The organism is Rhizobium sp. IBUN, from assembly GCF_000510625.1.
Classification (GTDB): Bacteria; Pseudomonadota; Alphaproteobacteria; order Rhizobiales; family Rhizobiaceae; genus Rhizobium; species Rhizobium altiplani.
In genome coordinates, this window is record NZ_AZNV01000060.1 from 1 (window position 1) to 26069 (window position 26069).

Here is a 26069-nt window from a genome sequence, read left to right on the forward strand (position 1 = left end):
GATATGACGAACGGAGAGCCAACACGCGTGCGAATGACGCTGAAGCGACCGGCGGCTTCGATGCCGGAATTCGATGTCACGGGTGTCACAACCGATGTCGCACCGAGAAAGTTCGCGGCGATCAGGCCGAGCAAATCGCCNCGCAGCGGCGTCCCNGTTTCGTCCGCCACCAACGGGCGATCGCCATCACCATCCGCAGAGACCATGGCGTCGAGGCCATGCTGTCCTGCGACCTCCTTGAGCTTGGCGATCGTCTCCTCCGAAACCGCCTCGGTGTCGACGGGAATGAATGTTTCCGAGCGGCCAAACGGCACGACCGTTGCGCCGAAGTGTTCCAGGAGATCTACCAGCAGCTCACGGGCGACCGTGCTGTGCTGATAGACGCCGACCTTCAGGCTCGCGAGCGCTTCCGTGGGAAGAATATTGGCATTCCGTTCGCGGAAGAGCGCCAGGCATTCGACGGATTGGTTTTGCATCCCGGCACTGCGGGGGACAAACGTAAAGCCGGCACGGTCGAGTTCTGTCGCGACAGTCGTGATCGCTGCTTCGTCCGTCTTGTCGATTTCTCCGTCCGGCCGGTAGAACTTGATGCCATTGCGATCGGCGGGGATGTGCGAGCCCGTCACCATGAGACCCGCGGCTTTTTTCTGAAGTCCGTAAAGCGCCAGCGCCGGTGTTGGCACCGTGCCGCAGTCGCGGACCTCGAATCCAAGGCGATCAAGTGCATCGGCACAGTTTGCAACGATCTCCGGGCTGGAATCCCTGAAGTCATGACCGATCAGGATGGTGTCACCGGGGCGGGTCATTCCACGGTCGAGCAGATAGCGGCCAAAGGCTGTGGCATAAAGCGCCGAAGCCCGGCCCTTAAGGTCGACAGACAGGCCGCGAAGCCCACTGGTTCCGAATTTCATCACACATCAATCCTTCAATGTGCGTGTCTCAAGGCCGGCTTCTCCTCCTTCCGGAAACGACACAACAATCTATGATGCACAACTTTTAGTTTGTGTTTTGCCGCGTCTTTTCGCGCCAAACAAGGAAAAGAACGCCCCCTATGTAGCCAAACTGCATAAGAAATATGCAAATAACGCTATAGTATAGCGTCAATGTTACCGATCTATAACGCAGGTATGTGATCAGCGAGAACGCAAGTGTAGCGACCAGCATCCGCAAATAGATGCCAGGTGTGCGCATTAATTGGACGAAACGCGTCATGGTTATTTCCAGTAATTGCATCGAAGGTTTCACGGTTAGCAGAACTTTGCAACAGAAATGAATCGCTGTCACCACTGCAAAATCGACGCTTCCGACGCTTTATGTTGTCCGGCCATGGCGCGCTGCAGCATTCTTACCTTTTCACAGCGAGCCGGCGCGTTGTGCTCGGAGGATATGAAATTACACGAAAAATCAGTTATATAATCCGCAGTCTGTGGCGTTATCAGGCCAGAGACAATAGGTGGAAGTGTTGCAGCTTCGCCATCATTCAAAAGTTTAGTCTGTGTTTCCTATTTTTTTGTCGCAGTGCAATATGTGGCTTTGCAAATACTGGCTTCCGGTCTATTGTGCGTCGCAGCGTAGTATTCATTATTACTGCAATGCCAGCGACAGGAGTAAGACCATGTCGATCGAGGAGCGGTTTGCGAATGGATATACCTCTGGCTTCGACTACCTTAGGGTGGTGCTTGCGGTCGCGGTTTTATGCATTCACAGCTTTGCGGTCTCCTATGGCAAAGCCGGTGAAGTCTTCCTGTTTCAGCCACCGCTGCGCGGTCTGATAACATTCGTTCTGCCGGCATTCTTTGCCCTTAGCGGTTTCCTTGTCAGTGCCAGCCTCTTGCGGACGCGCAATGTTGCCCGTTTCCTCGGTCTGCGGGCACTTCGCCTCATGCCGGCACTTGCGGTGGAAGTAACATTGTGCGCCCTTCTTCTGGGGCCGGTCTTTACGACGTTGCCGCTTGCCAGTTACGTTTCAGACCCGCAGTTTTCGACCTATTTCCTGAATATCGTTGGCCATATCCAATATCTGCTGCCCGGCCTCTTTCGTGACAATCCCTACTATCAGGCGGTCAATGTATCGCTCTGGACAATTCCCTACGAGCTGGAGTGCTACGTTGCGTTGGCCGTGCTTGCGGTGATCGGCTTTGTTTTTCGACCGGTCTTGCTGATCGGCGTTGTTGTAATAGCCCAGCTTGCCGTGATTGGACGGGACCTCATGCGCGGAGCGACCGACCTGCCCATGGACGGGGCCCTTCCTGGTCGCATTCTTCTCTTGAGCTTTTTGGCTGGTGTTGTTTTGTTTGTCTGCCGCGAGCACATCAAGGTGACGGCACCTCGTGCGATTGCTGCCGCAGTGGTGTCGTTCGTCATGCTGAACCTCCCCTACGCACCGTACTTCGCCGCCTTTCCTATCGCATATGTTACGGTTGCGATCGGCCTCACGAGACCGCCAAAGCATCCGTTCATTGCCAGTGGTGATTACTCCTACGGTCTCTACCTCTACGCGTTTCCGGTACAGCAGACGGTGGCACATCTCTTTCCACAACACCGCGAATGGTATCTCAACATCGCGCTGGCTCTACCGGCTACGATATTACTTGCCGTTTTTTCGTGGCACGCCGTCGAGAAGCATGCTCTCAAACTCAAGGGCCTGATCGCAGGAAAGAGCGGCAATGCGCGGCAAGCCAAGCCAGCAATGGTCGGTGCGCGGGTGAGTGTGGCTGGCGATGGGCGTTGAACCGGTCGGCATATTCACGATCGCGCTCGGCATGTACTGCCTGGCGCTCGGTCAGGATGCAACAATCAAAGCCTTCGTGGCATTGACTCTGCTTGGCGCAGCTGCAGCCTTTGTGCTGGGTTCCTCCAGCGTCCAGCCGGCTCATCTTTTCCTGCTGTTCGTCGCTCTTTCCATGTTTCGCGGCAGACGGCAAACAGCGCCACTCTTTGATGGCCTGCACTTTGGTCGTCCTGGCTTCTGGTTGGCTTGTCTTGTCCTTTATGGCGGCCTCTCAGCTTACTTTCTGCCGCGGCTGTTTGCCGACGCAACGACAATCATTCCCCTCGGCATCGCCGATCAGCCGCTGACGAGCGGTGTGGTGTCGCTTGGACCGGTTTCGAGCAATCTGACGCAGACGGTCTATCTGGTAGCAGACCTCGTCTGCTTCCTGCTGGTCACGGCTGTCGGCTCAACAGCGCAAGGTTTCCGGGCCATAGTCGTTGGGCTAATAGTTTATGCCGCACTGAACGTGGTCTTTGCCTTCCTTGATGTCGTCACCGGTGCAATCGGTGCCCAGGACATGCTGCAGTTCATTCGCAACGCGCAGTACACCTTCCATGACAATGACAAGGTCAACGGCATGAAACGTATTGTCGGTTCCTGGCCAGAGGCTTCTGCCTTTGCCGGTACCACACTTGGCGCGTTCGGATTTACCGCGACACTGTGGCTTTGCCAGCGGCATTCAAGATGGACCGGCCCACTAGCCGTCATCTCTCTGGCACTGATTGTCCTGTCGACGTCCTCTGCGGGGCTTGTTGCCGCGCCAGTCTGTCTGGCGATCTTCTACATTACGGCAGTGCTGCGCAGCGGCGTTGGTTCAGGTACAGGCAACAGCAGCTTTGTGACCGTGTTTGCGCCATTGGTTGTCTTGCTCACCGGACTGATCGTCCTTTTGCAGGAAGACATTTTCAACACAGTCCATAATTACGTAGACCTGCTCGTTCTCAGTAAATCGACCTCGAACTCGGCCATAGCCCGTGGTTCCTGGAACAGTTACGGACTGCAGAACTTTCTCGATACCTATGGCTTGGGTGTTGGCCTTGGAACGGCAAGAACTTCGAGCTTCCCGGTGGCGGTGCTGTCAAACGTCGGCGTTCCCGGGGCAGTCTTCTTTCTCCTTTTTGTTCTAACGGCACTCGGTCCTGGTCGCGCGCCTTCCAGAAGCTTCGTCGCCGATGTCCACCTTGCGGCACGCAATGGATGCCTATGCTTGCTTGCCGGCTCGCTCGTCGTTGGTCCGACAGTCGACCTCGGCCTGCTGTTCTTCATCTTGGCGGGTCTGGCCGCCAGCCGTCCGGATGTTATCGCCGAGGCTACAGCACCGTTTATCCCGCTACGCCGCCAGAGCGAGCTGCCAGTACTGGGAGGCTCGAGCTAGATGGCTGCCGCGTTAATAGGCCGAGAATGCTGGCATTGCGCCGCCAATTTAGAAACGACACGCAAGGGGTGATGGGCATGCCAATGATTGATCTTCAACCCGGCGACACTGTCGTCCCGTTGCTTCGTTGCGATGTCTGCATTGTTGGCTCGGGACCGGCGGGCGCAACACTAGCGCGTGAACTGTCGAATTCAGGGCTGACTGTTGTGCTTCTGGAGAGTGGTGGCGAGCGCCGTGAGGCCGAAAATGACATGTTGAACGATATTGAAAATATCGGGCGCCCGCGGGTTCGCGACCAATGGTCCGTGCGCAACCGCATCCTTGGCGGTAGTTCGCATACCTGGGGCGGTCGGTGCGGCCCTTTCGACGCCATCGACTTCGAACAACGCGACTGGGTTGGACATTCGGGATGGCCAATCGCCATGCACGATCTCGACCCATACATGGATCGCAGCGCCAATCATCTCGGACTTGCACTCGGTAACGGCTACAGCGACCAGCGCTTCTGGTCGATTGCAGGACGCAATGCGCCGAAGAAAGAGGTTTCCGCCAACCTGCTACTGCCCTTCTTCTGGCAGTTCAGCAGGGATGACGCGGAGTCTTACCCATTCGAGTATATGCGGTTTGGGCGGCACATAGCCAAGCACCTCGGACCCAATGTCACACTGGTAACAGGAGCGACTGCGCTGCGGGTGCTGGCAAACGAGGCGCGCGCCAAAACGCGTGGCCTTGAGTTTGCCACAGGCGACGGACGAAAGCATAGCCTTGTTGCAAGCTCTGTAGCGCTCTGCGCTGGAGGCATTGAGAATGCTCGCATTCTCCTCAATTCCCACGAACAGGATCGCAAAGCGCTTGGCAATGATCGTGACCGCGTCGGCCGCTACCTGATGGACCATTTACGTGGTCCAACTGCGTCTTTCTCCTTAAGCGGTTCGAAAGCGTTGCGTCGCAGATTTGGTCGCTACAATGTTCGTGGTCGCTTCTTCCGTGCCGGACTGAGACTGAGCCCGAAAGTCCAGCGAGACGAACATTTGCTAAACTGTGCAGGCTGGCTCGGAGAAGTCCTTGCGCCTGATGACCCCTGGGATGCATTGCGGCGTCTGGCGGCGCGAAAGCCGAGGCTGCCCGCAGATGTCGTCAGCGTGGCGCGCAATGTCCCTTTGATGGTTCAAGGAGCTGTCGATTATTTCGGAGCGCGAAATGGCCTGCCGCGCAAGCTGCAGGAGCTTACGCTCGACTGCATGTGCGAGCAGATGCCCGATGAAGACAGCCGCATGAGCCTGTCGGAGCGTCGCGATCGTTTCGGGATGCGCTTGCCCAAGGTCGACTGGCGCAGCCATCCGGATGAGGCGCGCACCATGCACCGCATGGCCGAACTGGTCGCAGCCGAATTCTCCAGAATAGGGTTTCCAGAGCCTGTTCTGGCCGACTGGGTGCGCGACAAGGCGCCCATCCCTGCAAGTTTCGTGGATGTCGCTCATCCGACCGGTACAACGCGCATGTCAAGCGATCCCGCCAAGGGGGTTGTCAACGTCGATTGCCAGGTTCACGGCGTCGAAGGCCTCTATGTATCCGGGAGCTCGGTATTTCCGACCGCCGGACACTGCAATCCGACTCAGATGATCGTCGCCATGGCAATTCGTCTCGCCGACCATTTGAAGGACAGGTTGGCGCGTCCAATCCTTGCGGAGGTGACCGCGCATGCAGGGTGAAATCATTCTCGTAACCGGCGCGACGGGCCGGATTGGTCGCTTCGTTGTCGCCGACCTGCTTGAACGCGGCTATCGCGTGAGAGCGACCACGTCGCGAGAGCCGCCCCGCGACGACCAGGGGCTTGAATGGCGTCAGGTTGACCTTGCCAGCGATGAGGATCTCAACACTGTCGTCGAAGGCTGCGCCGGGGTGATCCATTTGGCCGCCGAGATCGGCAAGAAGGATCGCATGAGACCGCTGAATGAAAGAGCGACCGAGCGGCTGGCGCGAGCTGCCGAGAATGCGGGCGCAAAGGCCTTCTGTTACACGAGTTCGATCGCCGTCTACGGGAGCGGTCTCGCCGTTGAGATTTCGGAGAGCTCACCGGTTCTATCGGTTGATCGCGATATCGCCTCGGAATACTGGGCGCTGGATTACGTGCGCGAATATGGCCGCACCAAGCTTGCCGGCGAGATGGCGCTCATGCGGGTCGCCAGCCGCATGCGATGCACAATTCTGAGACCAGCCGTCGTTGTCGACGTCGGCCAGATCATCGGCGTTCGCGACTGGAGCCTGTTCAAGCGCATGCTCGCATCGCACCGTCACGCTCATCACATTTATGTCGGCGATGTTTCCGACGCTCTCATCTGGGCGATCGAGGAGGGGCTGGCGGGCAGAGGCGAGGCTGGGCGGGTCGAGATATACAATATCGCGGAAGACGATCGCGATTTGCCGAGGCATATTGATTTCATGCGCAAGGCTTTCGCGGTAAGCGGTGACCGTCGCTACCATGTCGTTAGTGCTCCATGGGTCATCGATTGGCTCCATGACTTCTTACGCTTCCGCACCCTGCCGATCAGAAACCCGCTGTGGCGAATGCGCTTTTCCGGCGAGCGCCTCAAGCAGGCCGGATATAGGCTGAAATTCGGGATGGCAAAGGCTGAACAGCTCGCGCTCGCCAGATTGGCGAAAGAGGCCAAGACAGGGGCACAATCCGACTTTGCCCGACGGCGCAGCCCTGTTTGAGGGTATGCCACCAGCCGTGCGAGAACAATGTCCAGTGCAAAATTCAAGCAATTGCACGACCTGGCCACGATGTTTTTTGGAAACCCGCTATCAAATCTGCCGGTCAGTCGGCATGATATTTTGATTGTGCCTGTTGGGGAGCTCGCTTTTCGGCGTCGCTTTCCGGTCGCGTATAGAATGAATGCAGGAGCACGTGGGCAAGGACATAGCCTGCTTCCAGCACGACCGCGAACACAAAGCCCCAGGCGATCGCATGCATGAGAGGGCTGCCATTGGTATAGCTAACGCCAGCATAGGCGATCATCACGACCAGAACGATCAGCGCGAATATGAGGACAGGCACCCGCAATGCGCAGATTGCGCCGATCAGAAACGAGACTAATAGCGCCCAGCCCATCGGTTGCTCCGACCTCCCAATCGAATTCCCCCCTAACCGGATATAATCGTGTATCTCCTATGCTGAGGCAAGCCCAAATTGCGTTCCTAGGGCAATACAACGACCAAAAGCTCAGTTGCTGCTGACGTCCGTTGAGACAGCCATTGGCTCTTCCCGCTGCTCGACCCTTATCATGTCGCCCGGCATGACCGGATCATTGTCGCTGACGACAAGTGTCTGCATGCTGCCATCGATTACCCGGTTAACCGTCATCAGGAAGCTGTAGGGATCCTTTCCCTCAGCGAGGGAGGCCATTGCAGACGGTGCGCGGACCTCGAGGTTCTTCAGCTGGTCGCGTGCCGTCTTGGTTTTTTCAGTGTTTGACGCAAATCTGTCGCGCAGTTCGGCTGCCTCTGTCAGCGCGCTGACACGATAGCGATTGTGCACGTCGGCAATATCCTGGTCCACCTTGGCAAGATCCTGCTCGGTCTTGAGCATCGCCAACGAAACGTCCAGATTGCGACTTTCGAGTTCAGCGACATTCTGGTTGGCTCCCAGCTGGCGGGCAGAGACCGTCAATCCTTGTGAGACAAGCTTGTTAACGGAGTTTAGATCCTTGCTCGCCAGATCGATCTGCTTTGCAAGTGAGACAGCTTTCTCCTTCAAGGCGTCGATCTGGTTGTTGGCGAGCACCTTGGCGCGATCGAGCGCATCGATCTCTGTCATCAGCGAGCGCTGGCGGGTTTCAAAGAGCGATTGTTCCTCTTCCATCATCTTCGAGAAGCGTGGTTCCTTGGCCCTCGACAATAGCTCTTGAGGAAAGTCCACCGACGCGCCCCCGTTTAAAACGGCCTCAACGCGAGCCTGTCGTGCAATGAGACCAAGTCTTTCGGCCTCCAGCTCGCGCACCTGGCCCCGGCTCGACAGGGCATCGCGTTGCAAACTGATCATGCTGGCATCGGTCGAACCGATTCCGCCTGCCATACTGAGCGCCTGTATGACGGTAAGACCAGGGCTGTAGTTATACTTGCCTGGACTCGCGACCAGCCCGGTCACGAAAAGCGGGCGGTATGACGAGATTTCGACCGAGGCACTTGGCCGCTTCTGCAAGCCGACTTCATTTTGGAGGCGCAGTCCGATCGTTTCCGATATCTGCTCGAGTGTCTTGCCTGCCACAGGAACGTTACCAATGATCGGCAGCGACAGGTTGCCGGCCGAAGAGACGACGAAATCTCCAGTCAAAGGGGCCCATTCGAATGCGGTTCCCGTGCTTGGGCGCCATTCGTAGACGCGTACCTTCAAAGTGTCCTGAGGTCCTGGGACATATTCCTCGCCGGCTTCGGCGCTGGCCGCAACAGCAATCGCCAGAAATGCAGCTGAGGCAGCTACCTTGCGGTTTCGCCCTTCTTTGCCGCGTGCCCGAAGACCTCGTCCTTGGACCCATTCACATAAGGAGAAAAGCAGCATCCTGTTACTCCAGTTGAAATTGTCTTTGCATTTCGTCGCCCCTGTCAGGCCGACACGGCCAATGTGGCGCCGGTCGCTCTCGCAACGTAGCTCCGGAAGCGATCCACGAAGACGTCCCGTCGAAAATCAGCTGCGCGAGACACGGCATCTGCAGGGTTGAAGTCCAGACGCTCCATGCGTTCGACTGCATCAATCAGCGCCTCGACTGTCTGCGTCTGAAAGAAGACCCCTGTCTTGTTATTGACGACAGTTTCAGTCGCGCCACCGCGCCCAAAGGCGACGACGGGTCGCCCGCTTGCCATAGCCTCGACAGGCACGATCCCGAAGTCTTCTTCGCCGGGGAATATCAGGCCCTTGCATCGGGCGTAGTGATGGCGGAGCGCATCAAACGGTTGCGCGCCGAGGATGGTGACGGTCGGACCTGCAATTTTCTTGAGATGGTCGAGCATTTCGCCGCCACCAATCACCACCAGCTTGGTTTTCATCCGGTTGAAGGCTTCGACCGCCAGATCGGGCCGCTTGTAGCTGACGAGTTCTCCGACCATCAGATAATAGTCCTCGACATCGGTGGCCGCGACTGGTCGGAATGCCGTAGTGTCTACCGGAGGATTGATGACAGTCGCCTCGCGGCGATAATAGCTCTTGATCCGTTGAGCAACAGTTGTCGAATTGGCGACAAAATCATCAACGCGATTGGCCGTCGCGACGTCCCAGGTCCTTAGATAATGCGCCATCGGGGGCATCATCATGCGCGTCATCAGACCGGAACTGTCGTAATATCTGTTGTACATGTTCCAGATGTAGCGCATCGGCGAGTGGCAATAGCAAAGATGCAATGCCGGTGACGTCGGTATGATGCCTTTGGCCGGTCCGGATTCGCTGCTTATGACGAGGTCGTAGGCGCCGAGATCAATCTGCTCCAGCGCCATGGGCATCAACGGTAGGTAGCGTTTGTACATTCGCTTGGCATAGGGCAGACCGCCAATGAAGGTCGTCTGTATCTTGTGTCGCTTGATCTTGTCCGAAATGGCCGCCAGATCACACACGTGTGTATAGATGTCGGCCGTCGGGAATATATCGCACAGTGCTTCGAGAACCTTCTCGCCACCGCGCATCCCAACGAGCCAGTAATGAATAATTGCTACTCGCACGCCAAATCCCTCGAGATACAACAATCGAAATTATCGTGGCGTGCATTGCGGGTGTAGTTCTTACCATTGTCTTGATTAAAAATCAGACTATTGGCAATTACATTAGGCAGTTAAGACAGAAATATGATCAACAAGTGACACTCATATCCCGCGCTGCACAGTTATATAGTGCAGCGCAATAAAAATATTGTCAAATCGTTTAATACTTGTTAGCTTTCCTGTGCGTGCCATGACGGCATTGTCTGCAAGTGCCCGAAGTCTAGATGTTTACGAGGGGAATACGCAGATGAGGGAAATTGATCTCGGTCGAAATTTCGACAGGTTCAACAATGCAGCGCTGCACTCTCGCAGAGCGACCTCCCGAAAATCCGATTTGTTCGGACATAATAACAGATCCGCCATCCTGGACGGTGTCAAATACGCGATTGATGCAACAATTGCGAGCATTGGGCTTTTCGTCCTTGCGCCAATGATCCTGATGCTTGTCGCAATCCTTCTGATCGTACAGGGGCGACCAATATTCATCGCCCATCGTCGGATCGGAAGGTACGGTGTGATGTTCCCGTGCCTGAAGTTCAGAACGATGGTCAAGAATGCCGACGAGGTTTTAAGGCGGCATCTGGCGGCCAACCCTTCGCTAAGGGCGGAATGGAACGCAACCCGCAAACTTCGGGATGATCCGCGCGTAACACCGCTCGGCGCGTTCTTGCGCAAAAGTAGTGTCGACGAAATTCCCCAGCTCTTCAATGTCATTCGCGGCCAGATGAGCCTCGTCGGACCGCGGCCGATCGTTGCAAGCGAGGCTGAACTCTATGGTTCGTACTATGCCGATTATATCAGGGTTCGTCCCGGTGTTACTGGCTTGTGGCAGGTCAGTGGGCGGAGCGACACGAGCTATAACGAACGCGTCCAACTCGACGTTCGCTATGTCGAAGAACAAAGTGTTCTTGGCGACATGTCGATCATGCTGAAGACGATCCCCGCAGTGTTGCGCTCGCGCGGCAGCTACTGAATCCTAGCGGCGCGTTATCGCGCCCTCCAATGAATTCCGGTGTCGTGGCGCGTGCTCAAATGCAGGTGCGGTTATTTGCGCCCGGACGTCACGTGACACAAGGCAGAGACACAAATTGATCTGATGCACTTCAATCGGCCCGCACAACGATTTGGCGGTGGCCAGGAGAAATTTGGATGAGCGCGAGAGAATTCGCAATCAATGGCCGCTTTCTCACGCAGGGCGTAACCGGTGTCCAGCGATACGCGCGTAATGTCCTCGGCGCGATGGACAAATTCACGGGGGCGGACGGGGCAACCCTAATCGTGCCTACGAAGACGCCAGAGCCATCGCTGCAGCGAATGAGGCTTGAGAAGGGCGGTCAACTGAGCGGTCACGCGTGGGAGCAAATTGAGCTGCCGTATCTGAGTAACAATCGCCGGCTCCTCAATCTGTGCAACACAGCCCCGGCGCTAAAGGCCGATCAGATCGTTTGCATTCACGATGCGAATATCTTCGCCGCGCCGCAAAGTTACAGCCGCGCTTTTCGCGCGCTTTATCACAATCTTCAGCCATTGCTTGTGCGGCGATCTCTCCGGGTCGCGTCGGTCTCCCATGCGGCTGCACGACAGATAGCCCGACATCTGCCGATCCGTCTGTCTGATATCGCGATCCTTCCAAACGGGCACGAGCACGCGCTGAGCTGGAACCCGGACTTGGCGGAGCTGGCGCCGAAGGCGCTTTCTTCGATCACGGCGGATCGACCGTTTGTCCTGGCTTTAGGGTCGCGTGCGCGTCACAAGAACCTGTCGCTCTTGATCGATATCGCGCCCGAACTCGATGAAATGAACCTCGATGTCGTCATTGCTGGCGGGGGGGACGGTATATTTGCCGAGCAAACGCTGCAGCGCCGGCCCAATGTTTATTTTATCGGGCGCGTATCCGATCACGACCTTGCCTACCTGCTCGATCGGGCGCTGTGTCTTGCCTTTCCTTCGCTGACGGAAGGGTTTGGATTGCCAATTGTAGAGGCAATGGCAAGATCATGCCCCGTCATTTCGTCGCACTGCGCCAGCATGCCGGAGGTGTGCGGCAATGCCGCCATGACAGCTTCCCCATTTGAACCGCGCGAGTGGATCAAGGCGGTTCGCACCCTTGTTGCTTCGGTCCACCTGCGTAGCGATCTGGCCGGTCGGGGACGCGAGCAGGTTCGCCAATTCTCGTGGGAGAAAACGGCAAGCGGCTATATCGAGCTTCTCGACAAGCCAAAGGCTGAGCTGAGAAGTCACAAATCTGTTGCTCCGACCGGGCCGCACGCCTGCGTCATTTTCGCAACCCGGGGCCGCCCGGAGATCGTGACCGCAAGCGTTCGACACTTCCTTTCGACCCAGAGCCTGAAGCCCGACGCCGTCATCGTCTCCTGTGTCGATGCTTCAGATGCCGGTGACCTGACGAGTCATCCCGACGTGACGATCGTCACAGGTCCGCCTGGGCTTGCCGCACAGCGCAACACCGCGCTGAAGCATGTGACATCCGGAACTGAAATAGTTGCTTTCTTCGATGATGATTTCATCGCTGACAAAGACTGGTTGGCGACCGCAATCCAGACGTTCCGCGACGAAAGTCAGATCGTCGGCTTTACCGGGCACGTCGTGGCTGACGGTATCAAGGGGCCGGGCATTTCGTATCAAGACGCAGTTGATCTGGTGAGGGCTGGCCAGGCGGATGCGACGTGGGCGGAGCCGTTCAGCCCCTACGGCTGCAACATGGCTTTCCGGTTTTCTGCAATTGGCAGTGTCCGCTTCGACGAGCGTCTCGTCCTCTACGGATGGTTGGAGGACCGTGACTTCGCAGCAGCAATTGCAAAGCACGGAGGTCGGCTCGTCAAGTCGGCTCTCGCCTTTGGCGTCCATATGGGCGTCAAAAGCGGCAGGGTCAGCGGCGAACGGCTGGGATATTCGCAAGTCATCAACCCGCTCTACATGATGACCAAGGGCACGATGAGCCTCCCCAAGGTCGTTGACCACATCTTCCGCAACACTGCGAGCAATTTTAGTCGAGCCGTCTGGCCCGAACCTTTCATCGATCGGCGCGGTCGAGCCCGGGGCAATATCATGGCCGCCTTCGACGCCCTGCGTGGCAGGCTCGAACCGGAACGCGCGGCTGCGATAGCAATGCCAAAGCCCGCCACCAGAACCTCTTGAACGCTAGGAGCACGAATGATGTTCAACAGACCCCGCCCTATTGATGTAACCTCGAGGCTTTGGCGGGTAAACGAGACGCAATCCGATGTTGCCGGCGATGGGCCGATCGCTCTCTTGCGCGCGTTGATTGATCTTGGCACACGCCATAAAGTCGCTCTTGCGGCCTGCAGCGCAGCCGGTCTCGTCGTTGCTGCGCTCTATGCCCATTCATTGCCGCCAACCTATCAGGCAACGGCAACACTTCTGCTCGAACCGCGCCAGTCGGCAGTCTCTGGAGGCGAGTTTGGGGCCCAACAGACGCTTGATCTCAATCGTGCCGATAGCGAACTTCAGACCATAAAGTCGGAGCGGCTTTTGTCAGCCGTGTTTGAAAGCCTGGACCTCAAGGATGACCCTGAGCTTGGTCGCGGGCAGCCGGGCCTGCTCGTCAGGTTGCTGCGTGGTCTGCCATTGCTCGCGGGGCAACGCGGTGGCGAGAGCGCAACCGTCGGTCGCGCGCAACCGGGTGTGGCCAACACAGCCATCGAGCTTGCTGACGAAGCGGAGCGGGCTGCCTTCCTGAATTTCATGTCACGTCTCAACGCACGCCGCGTTGGTCAATCCTTCGTCATCGAAATCGAGTATTCCTCGTCGAATCCGAAACTGCCGGCACGCGTCGCCAATGCAACGGTCTCTGGCTACATTTATCAGACGGTGGCCTTCAAGGAACAGATTGCGCGCGCGGGCACGGAGGCCTTGCAAGGTCGACTGGATTCGCTTGCGCGGCAGGTTGATGCCGCGCGCGAAGCAATGCACGCGGGTGCGCTGCCCGCAATAGCAACGCCCGATTCCGATGCGCGCATCATCGGCGCTGCCTTGCCCCCGCTTGGACCGTCGGCTCCGCGGAAATCTCTTATCATTGCCCTTGGCGGCGTACTTGGACTACTCGTCGGGTTCGGTGTCGTTGTCGTGCGAATGGCGCTTGATCGCCGCGTTCGCAGCGCCAAGGAACTGGCACGCGAAATGGAGGTTCGCTGCCTCGGTTCAATTCCTGATGTTCCAGGCGCAGAAGGTGTTCCCTGGCGTATTACGAGCCCACAGCAACAGAAATTCGTCGCCGCCATTCGCGACCTGCGTACCTCCGTCGAGATTGCCTGTACGAGCCTGCGCAATGAAAAAAGCATTGTAATTGCCGTTGTCGGCTGGACGCCCGGTGCCGGTGTTTCGACCTTGTGTGCCAGTCTCGCGCAACTCGTCAGTCGCGGCGGTCGTCAGGTAACCTTGTTCAAGGCTGCTGACGGTGAGGATGAACGCGCAAGCGGTGACAATCTGCCGGCGGTCTCGCTAGCAGGTGCCGCATTTGCCGGACTGATGCCAGAGCAGCTGTCCTTCGAGGACGTCGGCGGGGTGGCGGTCCTGCCGATTCACTCGAGGGACACAAACGCCAATCTATTTACCGACTTTCGCAATCCGCGTGTAAGACGCATCTTCGAGGCCGCACGCACACGCGGTGATGTGCTGCTTGATCTCCCGGCGCTTCGCCATTCTATGGATGCGCTTGCGCTTGCAAGCTATGCGGATGCCGTCCTCGTTGTCGCGCGCGCTGGCCATACGACGATCGAAGAGGCTTCGGAGTCTGTTCAGCTGCTGCGTCGAGCCGGTGCGAACGTGGTTGGAACAGTCATTAACCGCACCCGTGGCTGATGGTCCCTTTGCCTTGCCCGGTCGCAGCGCGGATTTTCTGGCAAAGGTTGCGCCTTGCGATGATCTGCTGGAGCCCGAGTTCAGCGCTCAACCTCTTTGCTGTGGGTGGCAACAAGCAAGTTTGGCCATCGTGCGGTCCCTGGACTTCTCCAAGCGTCAACGATCAAAGAGCTCCAGACGACCTCGTCCGGCAATCAGCCTTACGCCGAGCAGCAACAAAGTGGCGGCATATGTTGCCGCCCCGGCGGTAATAGCAAATGCAAGCTCGACCACATGTGGGTAGTTTTGACCCTCCAGTTCCTCACGCAAAAGCCAGACAACCGCGGCCATGGCAACGACAGCGGCTGCCACCTTCCAGAGGTTTTTTAGCTGCGAAAGAAATCCGAGACCAAGCAGGCGGCGGGCTTCATTGAGGTAGAAGATGAACATCAGCGTCGACAGGGCAATTCTCGCGATGCTCACACCTGTGACCGAACCCAAGTAAAACCCGAGCGAAATCAGAACCACGCGAAAACAAAGATCGACTGTATTCAGCCGGAAAATCACATGCGGTCTATCAAGCGCCACGCTAACCGATGAGAGCGTCTGGAAATAGGGGATTGGCGCAACAGCAAGCGCAAGCAGGCTAAGCAGGGGAGCCGCGTGTTCCCATTTGGCGCCGAGCAGGAGGTCGGTGGCAAGGTCTGCCGTCAAGGATATGCCCACACAGGCAGGCGCGGAGATAAGCATGGCAAAACGGGTCGCCTTCAGGAATGCCTGGCGCACGCGCGCGCGATCCGCGTTGATCTGCGAGAACGCAGCCATGACTGGCTGCAAAGCCGGGCCAATCAGGCTTTGTGTGGGGATGACGGCAACGTCGCTTGCCACGGCATAGCGTCCGAGTGTCGGACGATCAGCTAGCGCCCCGATTAAGAATCTATCGAATTGCCAGTTGAGCGCCGACACCAATTGGGCTGACGAGAACCAGCCGATGAAGCCGGCAAAGTCAGGCAGGCGCGCCAGGGAAAAGGCCGGACGATAGGGCGCAAGAATGTAGGATACGACTGTGGACGCAAAGGAAGCGATCACGAAGTTAGCAACAATCGCCCAATAAGCTCCACCGCTTAAAACGACGAACATTGCGATAATGGCCGCCGTCAGTTTGCCTGACGACTCCAGTATAAACGTCTGGCGAAACCCCAGCTGACGCGCGAAATTGACCATCGCCGGGCTTGTCATCCCCCTCGAAATAGGTCCAAGCGAAAGGACGGCAACGAGGACGACCAGGTGGCTGTCGTGGTTGATCCATGAATAGGGCCATGCGGCCGCCAGAAGGATGATTCCGATAACGGCGCCTCGCATGAGACCAACTGTAAAGCCGGTATCAAGATGGCTCTTGTCGATGGTCGGGAGCCGCACGAGGGCCTGGGTCACGGGAACCTCGAGCATCGTGTCGACAACCACAACCAGGGATGTTGCTAGCGCAGCAAGCCCGAAATCGGCAGGCGTTAGAATGCGAGCAAGAACAAGCAGGGTGAAGAAGTCGATTATTCGCCCGACAAAGCGCGAGAAAACGAGCCAACCCGCTCCCTTGATTGTCTTTACCGCAAGCATGTCTTACTCCGAAATCGCGTGCTCCAGCCAGATCGCGACGTTGAGCCGCGACCCGTGTTCTTATGCAAGGCCGCGGAAGGTTTTCGCGCCCTTGAACCGAAGTCATCCTCCCGCGTGATGTCTGCTTGGAGCCGGGTCTATCCGGCAGCTGATCCCACAACGTTCCTCCACGTCGAAGCTCTGCTATTTGAGGCGGGCCGACACTCCCCTGACAATGTGGGCCATCTCCAAGGCAGGTAAGAGCGCCGCCTTCAGGAACGGAAAATCGCGGGCAATGGCACCTTCGCGCCAAAGCTGCGATTTGACTGCAGTCAGCCGCTTCCCAAGTTCCGGGGCCGCGGATTGCTTCAGGACGTAGACGCTCTCGGGGCGGCCAAAATCGACAGAACGGGCCCCGACGCCCAATGCCATCATGTCGAATGCGCCAGGATTGGTAATGGCTTGCTTGAGGCGCACCCAGGCGAGATCAGCATCTGACATGATCTCGGCGCCACTTCCGATCCGTTCAATGTACTTGAGGACGCCCGCAAGCAGCAGATTTCCGTCAGTCGGATCAACCTCGCCATAGGCGATATTGCCGGCATTGCAGTAAACAGTACCATCGCCCGATTCACTAAAATGCCGAACCGAGGGAATTGCGGGTTCAAATAGGCTCTCGATAATCTGCCAGTAACGAAGGATGACTGTCTCGACCCTCAGGGGGTTATAAAGATTTTCCTCGACAACCAATCCTGTGACCTGTGGGAAGTGATCCTCGCTTAGGCCCTTGTAGTTGCACCTCGCAAACTGGATCGTTTCGAATGTCCGCTCGGGAAGTCCTGCCGCGACAAGACGCTGCGTACTCCCGTAAAGGCCGGTGTCACAAAGAACGATACGAGAGGCATCGCCCGCAACGACGTCCAAGTGGCGCTTGAACAGCTCGTTTTGTTTCGCAATGTCGTCGAGCACCACATAGCCTTCAGGGGTGTCGATCATCGCAAAGAAGTGGCTTGGGTCGAAGGGAAGTTGCCAAGGCCCGGAAAGGTCATAGGTGCGGCCGCCGAGTGCATTGGCAACATCGGCAAAGGTATTTTTCCTGAACTCCCGGCCGAGTTCATCGAGGACGGCAGGGCTTTGCTGCATGAGGGCTGCGCGTGCCGCCACCAAACGCGAGATGAGGATGTTTTCGCGACGGATTTCAAGTGGCAGGTCAAGCTTGGCAAGCAACTTTTCGAAAGCTTCCCTGATGCCGATACCGCCGCGTGCGCAAAACAGCAATGCGCAATTGCCCCGCGTTTCCGCTTCCCTGGCATAGAGCCATATGTAAAGGCAAAATTGCGCAACTATCGGCCCGAATACTTCTCGCCCGAAGGCAGCACGGTCGTCCAGGTCAGGCAGGCGCCCTGATGTGCGCATGACCCCTTTGCGAACGCCACGGATGGCCTCTGCCCGGGCGCCATCGGCGCGGGCGGCAAGCCGCCTCAGGCGTCCCTTGGGTAGGTGTAGAGCATTGATGCCCATGTTTCTCGGCACGGCGCAGTCAGCAAGATAATCATCACCGAGATGCAGCAAGCGTGACGGTGCAACGCCTTCCTTGTCGAGGACCCGTGAAAACAGTCTTCCGAAGCGCTTGCTTTCTCCAACGTCTGCGCTCGAATAGACGTTGTCGATCAAACCTGGACCGTGAAAGTAGTTGATCAGTTCCGTCAGTTGACGTGTCGGCAGTGCCGTGTCGGAAACGGCCACGACGCGAATACCGGTCTGGCGGTGCAGGCGCAAAACTCTGGCGAGCTTTTCGTTTGCCGATAGCGAAACCTTTTCGATCGCCATTTCCAGCGCGATGCGCCGCTCCAGCAGCCGTTCAGGCAGGCCAAGCACGGCAAGTTGACGCTGGATAATGTCGACGAGCCGGACTTCGCCAACACCGCCGCCAACGTTGAGCGCACGATAGGCAAACCGCTCGGCCATTTGCCGGGCTCGAAACAGATGATCCGCACGGACCAGAATTCCCTCATCCCGCAGCAAACGAGCAAAGCGCTGCTCGGCCTGCATCACGCGCGATCTTTGCGATCGCGGTTGGCGCAGCAGCAAAGTGTCGAAGACGTCTGTCGAGATAAGATCTATGCCGTCCAACGGACCTTGAAGGAGATGGGCGAGGCTTTGCCGCAGCACTGGATAACCCTTTGCCGTCGATCAGCCCTGCCTGCCCTTCGACAGTGTTGTTGCAGTGAATGCACTGCAGCAAGGCTGGTTCCTTGAATTCGCAACCGCAAAAAGTCTGCCGCATTATTTGATGTACATCAAGTGAAAAGTTATATTTTATTTTGCGGTGCAAAAGCGTTGCCAAAAATACTCAGGTGCCTATTGTTTTTCAGACTTTGTGCTTGAGATATCGACTCTTTTTTAATTGCATTATACTGTCTCGTTCTACCGGGAGGACAGTTCGGAGGCGACTAAATGGATGACGCAAGCCATCATACCTCGCGCATGTCTGCAGTGCAGCAATTCGATGTTATCGTGCTCGGCGCAGGCATTTCCGGCCTCGTTGCAGCGTCGATCTTTTCTGCTCAAGGGAACCGTGTCGTCGTCGTCGACGAATACGATCATGTCGGCGGAAACCATATGGACTGGTCTTCGAACGAAGGCTACACGTTCGACGTCGGGAGCCTGATCTTTCAGGACGACTCCCCTTTGCTTCGGCACTTCCCAGAGCTTCTTGAACATTATGTGCCGATCAAACCGACGTGGGGGAGGCTGAACCCGCAGGGGAAGATCACTCTTTATCCAATTTCAATACGTGATGACATTCTTGGCGCAGGTCCACTCGGTGTGATCCGGATATTCGCCTCGGTCCTTTACGCGCGCATATTCTGTCGCCAGATGGCGAACGCAAGGGATTTTGCGCGCTACTGGATTGGGGCCTATCTCTTGCACAGGTCCGGGCTTGGGACCTACATGCGGCGCTTCTACGGCATTCGTCCCGAAGAGATCGATCTCGATCTCGCACGCAAGCGCATGCTTTGGATTGCCGAATATGCCTCGCTCATCAATCTCTCGCGCCGTTTGCTGAAGCGCAAACGGGCGACCGGACCAAAGAACCGCCAGATGGCGCGCCCAAGAGAAGGTTTTGCTGCACTCTATGGCGCAGCGGTGTCCAGGCTTGAGAGCTGTGGGGTCGTCTTCAAGCTGTCGGCCGAGTTGCGCCAGCTGCATAAGACAGATTGCGGTTACGAGCTGTTGCTCGGTGATGACTGCTTGGGCGGGACTAGAGTTGTCTCGACGGTGCCGATCAGCGTTGCTGAACGGATATGCGGCAACGGACAAACCTCGCCTCTGAAAACCATTACACTCATCACTCTTTACTTCAGCTTCGCCGGTGAGCGGGGCTTTCCCCAGGCGATCATTTACAACTTCTCTCACGAGGGCTCGTGGAAGCGTTTGACCGTTTATTCGGACTTTTACGGGCGCGTCGCTGAGCGAGAGTATTTTGCTGTCGAGGTCATCGCTGGCGCGGTTACGTCGGCCGAAAGAGCAGAAGCCGATTTTCGCCACCACGCGTGCGCAAATGGGTTGTTTCGTGGCGACCTGAAACTCGAGGGCAGCCACATCCTGACAAACGCCTATCCCATCTACAGCAAGGGAGCGGCACAAAATGCAGCAAAGGCGATCGCCCGCTTGAAAAGCTTCGGAATAGAATCGATCGGCCGGCAGGGCGGCTTCAATTACCAGCCGACAGCCCGGGTTTCGACGATCGACGTGGAGACAGCAACCGCTGCTCCTTGAAGACCACAAACAGCTTACCGTCAAACGCACCTGGAAGGCGATGGGCATCGCCACAAGATGACGAGAGGTCGATGATGCGTATTCTGCATATTCTCAATCATACCCGGCGCCTGAATGGGCATGTTCACGCAGCCGTGGATCTCGCCTGCGCGCAGGTTAGGATGGGACATCGCGTCTATCTTGCGAGTGAAGGGGGAGACTTCGATACACTTCTAAAGTCAGAAGGCATCGAGACGCTTTTTGTCCGTCACCAGCGGAAGATCCCGAGCCTCATTGGGGCTCTATCGCGCCTGAATTCTCATCTCAAGACGTACGACATTGACGTCGTTCACGCGCATATGATGACAAGCGCGGTGATCGCTTTTCCGGTCTGCAAGTTGCGACGTGTTCCACTCATCACGACAGTCCACAATGAGTTCGAAAAGAGCGCAACCCTGATGGGCCTAGGAACACGCGTGATCGCCGTCAGCGATGTCGTCGGGGCCTCGATGCGCCGGCGCGGCGTTCCTGCGTCGAAGTTGAAAGTGGTGTTGAACGGCACGATCGGGTCAAGTCGATCGGAAGGGCGCAGTGAAGAGCCGAAACCGCTTCGCTCACCGAGTATCTTGTTTGTCGGTGGTCTTCATCCACGCAAAGGTCTCCTGGACCTTTTTGACGCGTTTGAAACTGTTCACAGGTCCTTTCCGACAGCCCACCTCTACATTGTCGGCGATGGCCCTTTTCGCGAGGAATACAAGGCAAGAGCGGCGGCACTGGAAAGCGCGTCGGACATCACCTTTGTCGGATCGACAAGGGATCCCTACCCATACATGCTGGGGGCGGACATCTTCGTCCTTCCATCCCATGCCGACCCGGCACCGCTCGTATTGTCTGAGGCGCGCGAGGCAGGCTGTGCGGTTATTGGTTCTTCGGTCGACGGAATTCCCCAATTGCTTGAGGACGGCGAGGCCGGGCTTCTGGTCCCGCCCCGGGATCCGGCGGCTCTTGCCGGAATGCTTGGCCACCTCTTGGAAGCACCGGAACGGATTGCAGACTGGCGACGGAAAAGCCAATTTCGCATCGAACGTCTGACGATCGAGCGCGTCGCCAGAGAGACGCTCGAGGTCTATTACTCGGCGATGCCACGCAGCAAGGCGGTTGCCCTGGCCACGTGACACCCCATCCTCATATTGGTGCTAAACGGAAAAGGCCTGTTTCAGGCGGGACCGCATCTGTCGAGACCGCGACGGGTCGATCCGGATCGCCGCCAACTGCTGTGCCATGCCGTTTGGAAGCACAAAGAGCGCAACGGCAAAAAGGCAAAGCGCAAATCGCTTCTTACCGGTGTTTTCGCGCATCACCGAGCCCATGTAAGCTGCGATCTGGCCAACACTTGGTCGCTTGCCGTCAACGACGAGGCTCATCGTATTCAGTTCCATCACGTAGGCGTAGTCGCTGCGGACTTCGACCATGGGGGTTGACGCGCAGCGTGCCTGAACGAGCTCCGCAAGATGATTGAGACGTCCCATGAAGCGGTCGACGTAGCCTTTCATCCGCTTTGATGTCAGCACGGAAAAGGACGACTGGTTGGCGTTGTGAATCCTGTACTTGCCGAGCGTCTTCGGAATCGAGATGACCTTGCCGACGAAGGGCGCAAGAAGATAGGAGACACCATCGATGCCGCGCTCGTAGGCCATTTCCCCGAGGCCCTCGTAGACGTCACGCCTGTAGATGTTTCCAGAGGTCGGCGGCGTATTGTAGTAGCCTCTTTCGCGTATCGATCGGATCAGCGGTTCGGAGTCGTCCGATGGCTGAAGAGAGGGGAACGCATTGCCGATCGCGTTGCCATCCTTGTCGATTGGCAGAAGCATGAACTGTATCTTGGAAACATCTTGCCTGAGATAAGAAGCAATTTCAGGAAGCGTGCCCTCACCAAGAACGTCGTCGGCATCAAGGAAGTACACGAACTCTCCATGCGACAAAGACAGACCGTGCAGTGACGTCTTCAATTGCCCACGATTTTCCGTCCGCACGGCAATGATCCGATCTCCGAATTCCCGGATCCTGTCCCAGGAGCGGTCCGTCGATCCGTCGTCGACCACTATTATTTCCAGGTTGTCATAGTCTTGCGAAAGAACGCTTCTGATACATTCCGAAATGTACATTTCATAGTTGTAACAAGTGATTATGATGCTGAGAAGCGGTTGGACTTTTAACATCTTGCAAACCTTCTCTACTCAGATTATGTTGCAAAGCAGCATACCAAGTGCAGTGCAAGACGTCTATAGAAATAACCCTGTGGCGCTGCAACATAGATGGCCGAAGTGGCTATAAAACTACGCGTCCCGAAGTATTTTGGGGCGAGCTAAGTAGTAACTCGTCGGCATTTTTCGTTGCTTCCTGGATATCACCTGCGGTGATTTTGCTGGGAGTTCCGTTGGATCCGCTCACCCTATACTGATCGCATCCGATGCGATTTGCAGTTGATTGAATGCTTGTCCCTTTTGGCGTCGGTGCTGTGTGTGCCGGCACATGGAGCCCTGTTGCCTTCTGGTCCGGAGGACGAATGGAAATGCAAGTCGGCCTGCCATTTCGCGATCGATCCCAACGTCGCATAAAGATCCTTTACATCCAGCCGGGAACAAGCGCGTTTGCCGGAATAGAGCGGGTTGTCGATGCTGTCTGCACGATGCTCGCAGATCGATTTTCCGACGATTTCGAGGTCGACGTGCTCTACACCTCGGTGCACAAGAACCGACCGATGGAGGCGCGTGGATATAATGTCATCGACCGCGTCGCTCGCGGGCGCCTGGACTTGATGCGAATTTTCCGAAGCGTCATCAAGTCGAAGGACTACCGCCTGGTTGTCGTCCCGCAAATTGAGCCGACGGTTATTTGCATGGCGGCTTGTATCGGATTGAACCGTCGATTTGCCGTCCATTTGCACGGAAATCCAAAGCGCGAGCGCAGCCATTTCAAGGCAAAGGTCCTCTTCTTGTTGATGCGCGCCTATTTTCTCTCGAGGGTGTCTTATGTTTTCGGAACGTCGCCGAGACAGCTCGACTCTTTCAAGGAAATGTTCAACAGCAAGGTACCGCAGGTCTGGGTTCCCAATCCTGTTCGCGCCTTTGACCTGTCCGAAACGCCGCTTTCCGACGCACCGCCTGGAACCGTCACATTTGTCAATGTCGGTCGCTTTGCCTTTCAAAAGGGGCAGGATATCCTCCTTCAGGCATTCTCCGAGCTCGTCAGGATCCGACCGAATGTCAGGCTGAGGATCGTCGGATATGGCATTGGCGAGGCGAACCTGCGCGCCGAAATATCGAGACTCGGGATCGGTGCTTACGTCACCGTCGAACATTACCCGATCAACCCGCAGCCGGCCCTTGCAACCAGCGACGTATATGTCTCGACCTCGCGGTGGGAAGGGTGGTCGCTTGCGATCTGCGAAGCCTTGCGGTTCGGTTTGCCGGTCATCTCGACCGACTGTGAATTTGGACCGAGTGATATCCTCGTCGATCCTCGCCTTGGGCGCCTTGTCCCGGTGAGCGGTGGAAAAGCTCTCGTCGATGCGATGTCGTACTATTGCGACAACCTTTCGCTTGAGCAGTCACACTCTGAATTTCGAAAGACCTTCATCGACAGGTACAGCCCCGAGCGCGTGGTGGAAATCCATGCCGAGGCCCTTCGGATCGCCGCTGGTGAACTCGCCTAAGGTGTCAATCGTCGGCAAGGAGACCGTGCATGCTGCCTTCTTTATCACGGCGTGGCTTTCTGAAGGCATCTGGTGCCTCCCTGGCGGCCCTGAGATGCCAGAACGCGTCTGCCACAGTGGTTGCTTCCGACGATCCCACTATCGGACGAGAGGTCGTCTTTGAAGACACCTTCAATTCGCTGGATTGGTCTGTCTGGGACGCCGGTCCGAAGGCGACGACAGACGGAACCGGCTTTTATGGTCGATCGGCCTTCGCCACCAGGCACGGCGAGGAGGGGTTCAATCCATATTCCATCGTCGACGACACAGCGGCAGAAGGTGGCAAGGCACTGCAGATCTCGGCAAAATATATCGGGCGCCCGATGAACGTTCGGAAATATTACGGAAACACGCTGCCCGAATTTCAGTGGATTTCCGGAAACCTTCAGACAGCGAGAAAGGATGGTGTCGTCCTCAAGGGATGGCGCAAGGGATATTTCGAGGCGCGAATGCTCTTTCCTCGTCATCCGTTGACCTGGCCAGCATTCTGGATGCTGAACGGCCGAAGCATCCTAGAACCCAAGACCAGTATTGAGCTTGATATTGTGGAGCACAAAGGATGGGAGCCCACCATCTACGGAACCTACCTTCACGAATGGGGAGGGCCGGATGAGGGCGGACGAAGCACCGGTGTCGAAACGTCTGTCGACATGACCGCCGGGTATTGCCGCTACGGCATGCTCATCGATCAGACGCGATGCGTCCCATACTTCAATCGAGATCCCGTCATCGACAGGAAGACGGGAAGGCCCGCTGATTGGCCAATCACGCGCTCAGCCCGGCTGGACGAGGAATTCGATGTGTTCTGGCCGCTCCTAACACTTGCATTGAGGACCGACGTCAAGTTTCCGCAGCCTTTGCAGGACGCAGACAGGATCACTCATATGCGCGTCGATTATTTCAGGGTGTACGCGTGAGGGCAGCTGAAGCGTTCGCCTGAAGACACGTCATTTGCAAGGGCGTGCTCAAAACCAGCGAGCTGAAACCCGGAATATGTGAGGTCAAATGCGTATTGTGATGATTGGCTCGGGCTATGTCGGCCTCGTCTCCGGTGCCTGCCTCGCCGATTTCGGCCACCATGTCACCTGCGTCGATAAGTCGGCCGCGAAGATCGATGCATTGGAAGCCGGTAAGGTTCCGATCTTCGAACCGGGCCTTGACACGATCATCGACCACAACCGCACCGCCGGTCGCCTGGATTTTTCGAAGGAGCTGGCGCCTTCCGTCGCCGACGCGGACGTAGTCTTCATCGCCGTCGGCACGCCGTCACGTCGTGGCGATGGCCACGCCGACCTGAGCTATGTCTATGCCGCCGCTCGCGAGATAGCGGCCGCCGTGTCCGGGTTCACCGTTGTCGTTACCAAGTCCACGGTTCCTGTTGGCACTGGCGATGAGATCGAGCGCATTTTCCGCGAAGAATTCCCCGAGAAGGATATTTCCGTCGTTTCCAACCCGGAATTTCTGCGCGAAGGCGCGGCAATCACGGACTTCAAGCGCCCCGATCGCATTGTTCTCGGCACTGAGGAGCCGCGCGCAATCGAAATCATGCGCGAGGTTTACCGGCCGCTCTACCTCAACGAAGCACCACTCTATTTTTGCGAACGCCGCACCTCCGAGCTGATCAAGTACGCCGCCAACGCCTTCCTCGCCATGAAGATCACCTTCATCAACGAGATCGCCGATCTCTGCGAGCAGATCGGCGCCGACGTCCAGAAGGTCGCCAAGGGCATCGGCATGGACAAGCGCATCGGCGACAAGTTCCTGCATGCAGGTCCGGGCTACGGCGGTTCGTGCTTTCCCAAGGATACGCTGGCGCTGGTCAAGACCGCACAGGATCATGACAGCCCGGTTCGCCTTATCGAAACCACGGTTGCGATCAACGACAACCGCAAGCGCGCCATGGGCCGCAAGGTCATCGCCGCCTGCGACGGCAATGTCCGCGGCAAGAAGATTGCAGTCCTCGGCCTGACCTTCAAGCCGAACACCGACGACATGCGCGACGCGCCATCGATCACCATCATCCAGGCCTTGCTGGATGGCGGCGCCAACGTTCANGCCTATGATCCAGAAGGCATGGAAATGGCGAAGGAGGTTATCGGCCCCATCACCTACGGCCGCGACCCGTACGAGATTGCAGAAGGCGCGGATGCCATCGTCATCGTCACGGAATGGGACGAGTTCCGAGCGCTTGATCTCAAGCGGATGAAGTCGCTGGTGAAGACCCCGACCATCGTTGACCTGCG

18 protein-coding genes and 1 pseudogene are annotated in these 26069 nt (G+C 57.1%); 12 read left to right on the top strand and 7 right to left on the bottom strand.

The window, feature by feature from the left end; all coding sequences use genetic code 11:
- Positions 1 to 911, bottom strand: a pseudogene (locus tag RHIBUN_RS0130320) (phosphomannomutase); the annotation flags it as partial.
- A gap of 704 nt (positions 912 to 1615) precedes the next feature.
- Here RHIBUN_RS0130320 and RHIBUN_RS0130330 point away from each other — a divergent pair.
- The 4 genes from RHIBUN_RS0130330 to RHIBUN_RS0130345 all read left to right on the top strand — a co-directional run bounded on the left by RHIBUN_RS0130330 (position 1616) and on the right by RHIBUN_RS0130345 (position 6866).
- On the top strand, positions 1616 to 2731 hold the full coding sequence (locus RHIBUN_RS0130330; protein WP_025662504.1) for an acyltransferase: 1116 nt from the start codon (positions 1616 to 1618) through the stop codon (positions 2729 to 2731).
- Positions 2721 to 4148: an O-antigen ligase family protein gene (locus RHIBUN_RS0130335; protein WP_025662505.1), complete on the top strand. Its 1428-nt coding sequence runs from the start codon at positions 2721 to 2723 to the stop codon at positions 4146 to 4148. The genes RHIBUN_RS0130330 and RHIBUN_RS0130335 overlap by 11 nt, the downstream gene beginning before the upstream one ends.
- Before the next feature lie 77 nt (positions 4149 to 4225).
- Positions 4226 to 5860, top strand: coding sequence for a GMC family oxidoreductase (locus tag RHIBUN_RS0130340; protein ID WP_025662506.1), 1635 nt, complete (start codon positions 4226 to 4228; stop codon positions 5858 to 5860).
- Complete coding sequence (locus tag RHIBUN_RS0130345) at positions 5850 to 6866, top strand: NAD-dependent epimerase/dehydratase family protein (RefSeq protein ID WP_025662507.1); 1017 nt, start codon at positions 5850 to 5852, stop codon at positions 6864 to 6866. Before RHIBUN_RS0130340 ends, RHIBUN_RS0130345 begins: the two co-directional genes overlap by 11 nt.
- Before the next feature lie 103 nt (positions 6867 to 6969).
- Here RHIBUN_RS0130345 and RHIBUN_RS0130350 read toward each other — a convergent pair whose 3' ends face one another.
- From RHIBUN_RS0130350 to RHIBUN_RS0130360, 3 genes are all read right to left on the bottom strand, one after another.
- On the bottom strand, positions 6970 to 7263 hold the full coding sequence (locus RHIBUN_RS0130350) for a hypothetical protein (RefSeq protein ID WP_025662508.1): 294 nt from the start codon (positions 7261 to 7263) through the stop codon (positions 6970 to 6972).
- Positions 7264 to 7374: 111 nt separating this feature from the next.
- Positions 7375 to 8709, bottom strand: coding sequence for a polysaccharide biosynthesis/export family protein (locus RHIBUN_RS0130355; RefSeq protein WP_025662509.1), 1335 nt, complete (start codon positions 8707 to 8709; stop codon positions 7375 to 7377).
- Positions 8710 to 8753: 44 nt separating this feature from the next.
- Positions 8754 to 9824, bottom strand: coding sequence for a glycosyltransferase (locus RHIBUN_RS0130360; RefSeq protein ID WP_025662510.1), 1071 nt, complete (start codon positions 9822 to 9824; stop codon positions 8754 to 8756).
- 322 nt (positions 9825 to 10146) lie between these two features.
- On the opposite strand from RHIBUN_RS0130360, the gene RHIBUN_RS0130365 reads away from it, so the two are divergent.
- From RHIBUN_RS0130365 to RHIBUN_RS0130375, 3 genes are all read left to right on the top strand, one after another.
- Positions 10147 to 10872, top strand: a complete 726-nt coding sequence (locus RHIBUN_RS0130365) for a sugar transferase (RefSeq protein WP_025662511.1) — start codon at positions 10147 to 10149, stop codon at positions 10870 to 10872.
- 176 nt (positions 10873 to 11048) lie between these two features.
- Complete coding sequence (locus RHIBUN_RS0130370; RefSeq protein WP_025662512.1) at positions 11049 to 13055, top strand: glycosyltransferase; 2007 nt, start codon at positions 11049 to 11051, stop codon at positions 13053 to 13055.
- Between the two features lie 15 nt (positions 13056 to 13070).
- Positions 13071 to 14738, top strand: a complete 1668-nt coding sequence (locus RHIBUN_RS0130375; RefSeq protein WP_025662513.1) for a Wzz/FepE/Etk N-terminal domain-containing protein — start codon at positions 13071 to 13073, stop codon at positions 14736 to 14738.
- A gap of 156 nt (positions 14739 to 14894) precedes the next feature.
- On the opposite strand, the gene RHIBUN_RS0130380 is transcribed toward RHIBUN_RS0130375, so the two are convergent.
- Entirely contained in the window at positions 14895 to 16331 is a 1437-nt protein-coding gene (locus tag RHIBUN_RS0130380; protein ID WP_025662514.1) for an oligosaccharide flippase family protein, read from the bottom strand.
- 183 nt (positions 16332 to 16514) lie between these two features.
- A complete protein-coding gene (locus RHIBUN_RS0130385) occupies positions 16515 to 18482 on the bottom strand; it encodes a hydrolase (RefSeq protein ID WP_025662515.1) in 1968 nt (655 codons plus the stop codon).
- A 285-nt stretch (positions 18483 to 18767) separates the two neighbouring features.
- Here RHIBUN_RS0130385 and RHIBUN_RS0130390 point away from each other — a divergent pair, with 285 nt between their 5' ends.
- Positions 18768 to 20093: an NAD(P)-binding protein gene (locus tag RHIBUN_RS0130390; protein ID WP_025662516.1), complete on the top strand. Its 1326-nt coding sequence runs from the start codon at positions 18768 to 18770 to the stop codon at positions 20091 to 20093.
- Between the two features lie 74 nt (positions 20094 to 20167).
- Positions 20168 to 21247 carry a glycosyltransferase family 4 protein gene (locus RHIBUN_RS0130395; RefSeq protein ID WP_025662517.1) on the top strand — a complete coding sequence of 360 codons (1080 nt, stop codon included), beginning with the start codon at positions 20168 to 20170 and terminating at the stop codon, positions 21245 to 21247.
- Positions 21248 to 21268: 21 nt separating this feature from the next.
- On the opposite strand, the gene RHIBUN_RS0130400 is transcribed toward RHIBUN_RS0130395, so the two are convergent.
- Complete coding sequence (locus tag RHIBUN_RS0130400) at positions 21269 to 22291, bottom strand: glycosyltransferase family 2 protein (RefSeq protein WP_025662518.1); 1023 nt, start codon at positions 22289 to 22291, stop codon at positions 21269 to 21271.
- A gap of 347 nt (positions 22292 to 22638) precedes the next feature.
- Between RHIBUN_RS0130400 and RHIBUN_RS0130405 the strand changes: the two genes are divergently transcribed.
- The 3 genes from RHIBUN_RS0130405 to RHIBUN_RS0130415 all read left to right on the top strand — a co-directional run.
- Positions 22639 to 23787 carry a glycosyltransferase gene (locus tag RHIBUN_RS0130405; protein WP_025662519.1) on the top strand — a complete coding sequence of 383 codons (1149 nt, stop codon included), beginning with the start codon at positions 22639 to 22641 and terminating at the stop codon, positions 23785 to 23787.
- A 29-nt stretch (positions 23788 to 23816) separates the two neighbouring features.
- Complete coding sequence (locus tag RHIBUN_RS0130410; RefSeq protein WP_025662520.1) at positions 23817 to 24743, top strand: family 16 glycosylhydrolase; 927 nt, start codon at positions 23817 to 23819, stop codon at positions 24741 to 24743.
- A gap of 88 nt (positions 24744 to 24831) precedes the next feature.
- Positions 24832 to 26069: UDP-glucose/GDP-mannose dehydrogenase family protein (locus tag RHIBUN_RS0130415; protein ID WP_025662521.1), on the top strand; the 1238-nt coding region annotated here is incomplete at its 3' end.

Excerpts from the sequence above, each read along its gene's own strand:
- RHIBUN_RS0130330 (WP_025662504.1), top strand. The coding sequence starts at position 1,616 with ATGTCGATCGAGGAGCGGTTTGCGAATGGATATACCTCTGGCTTCGAC.
- RHIBUN_RS0130335 (WP_025662505.1), top strand. The coding sequence starts at position 2,721 with ATGGGCGTTGAACCGGTCGGCATATTCACGATCGCGCTCGGCATGTAC.
- RHIBUN_RS0130340 (WP_025662506.1), top strand. The coding sequence starts at position 4,226 with ATGCCAATGATTGATCTTCAACCCGGCGACACTGTCGTCCCGTTGCTT.
- RHIBUN_RS0130345 (WP_025662507.1), top strand. The coding sequence starts at position 5,850 with ATGCAGGGTGAAATCATTCTCGTAACCGGCGCGACGGGCCGGATTGGT.
- RHIBUN_RS0130350 (WP_025662508.1), bottom strand. The coding sequence starts at position 7,263 with ATGGGCTGGGCGCTATTAGTCTCGTTTCTGATCGGCGCAATCTGCGCA.
- RHIBUN_RS0130355 (WP_025662509.1), bottom strand. The coding sequence starts at position 8,709 with ATGCTGCTTTTCTCCTTATGTGAATGGGTCCAAGGACGAGGTCTTCGG.
- RHIBUN_RS0130360 (WP_025662510.1), bottom strand. The coding sequence starts at position 9,824 with ATGCGCGGTGGCGAGAAGGTTCTCGAAGCACTGTGCGATATATTCCCG.
- RHIBUN_RS0130365 (WP_025662511.1), top strand. The coding sequence starts at position 10,147 with ATGAGGGAAATTGATCTCGGTCGAAATTTCGACAGGTTCAACAATGCA.
- RHIBUN_RS0130370 (WP_025662512.1), top strand. The coding sequence starts at position 11,049 with ATGAGCGCGAGAGAATTCGCAATCAATGGCCGCTTTCTCACGCAGGGC.
- RHIBUN_RS0130375 (WP_025662513.1), top strand. The coding sequence starts at position 13,071 with ATGATGTTCAACAGACCCCGCCCTATTGATGTAACCTCGAGGCTTTGG.
- RHIBUN_RS0130380 (WP_025662514.1), bottom strand. The coding sequence starts at position 16,331 with ATGCTTGCGGTAAAGACAATCAAGGGAGCGGGTTGGCTCGTTTTCTCG.
- RHIBUN_RS0130390 (WP_025662516.1), top strand. The coding sequence starts at position 18,768 with ATGGATGACGCAAGCCATCATACCTCGCGCATGTCTGCAGTGCAGCAA.
- RHIBUN_RS0130395 (WP_025662517.1), top strand. The coding sequence starts at position 20,168 with ATGCGTATTCTGCATATTCTCAATCATACCCGGCGCCTGAATGGGCAT.
- RHIBUN_RS0130400 (WP_025662518.1), bottom strand. The coding sequence starts at position 22,291 with ATGTTAAAAGTCCAACCGCTTCTCAGCATCATAATCACTTGTTACAAC.
- RHIBUN_RS0130405 (WP_025662519.1), top strand. The coding sequence starts at position 22,639 with ATGGAAATGCAAGTCGGCCTGCCATTTCGCGATCGATCCCAACGTCGC.
- RHIBUN_RS0130410 (WP_025662520.1), top strand. The coding sequence starts at position 23,817 with ATGCTGCCTTCTTTATCACGGCGTGGCTTTCTGAAGGCATCTGGTGCC.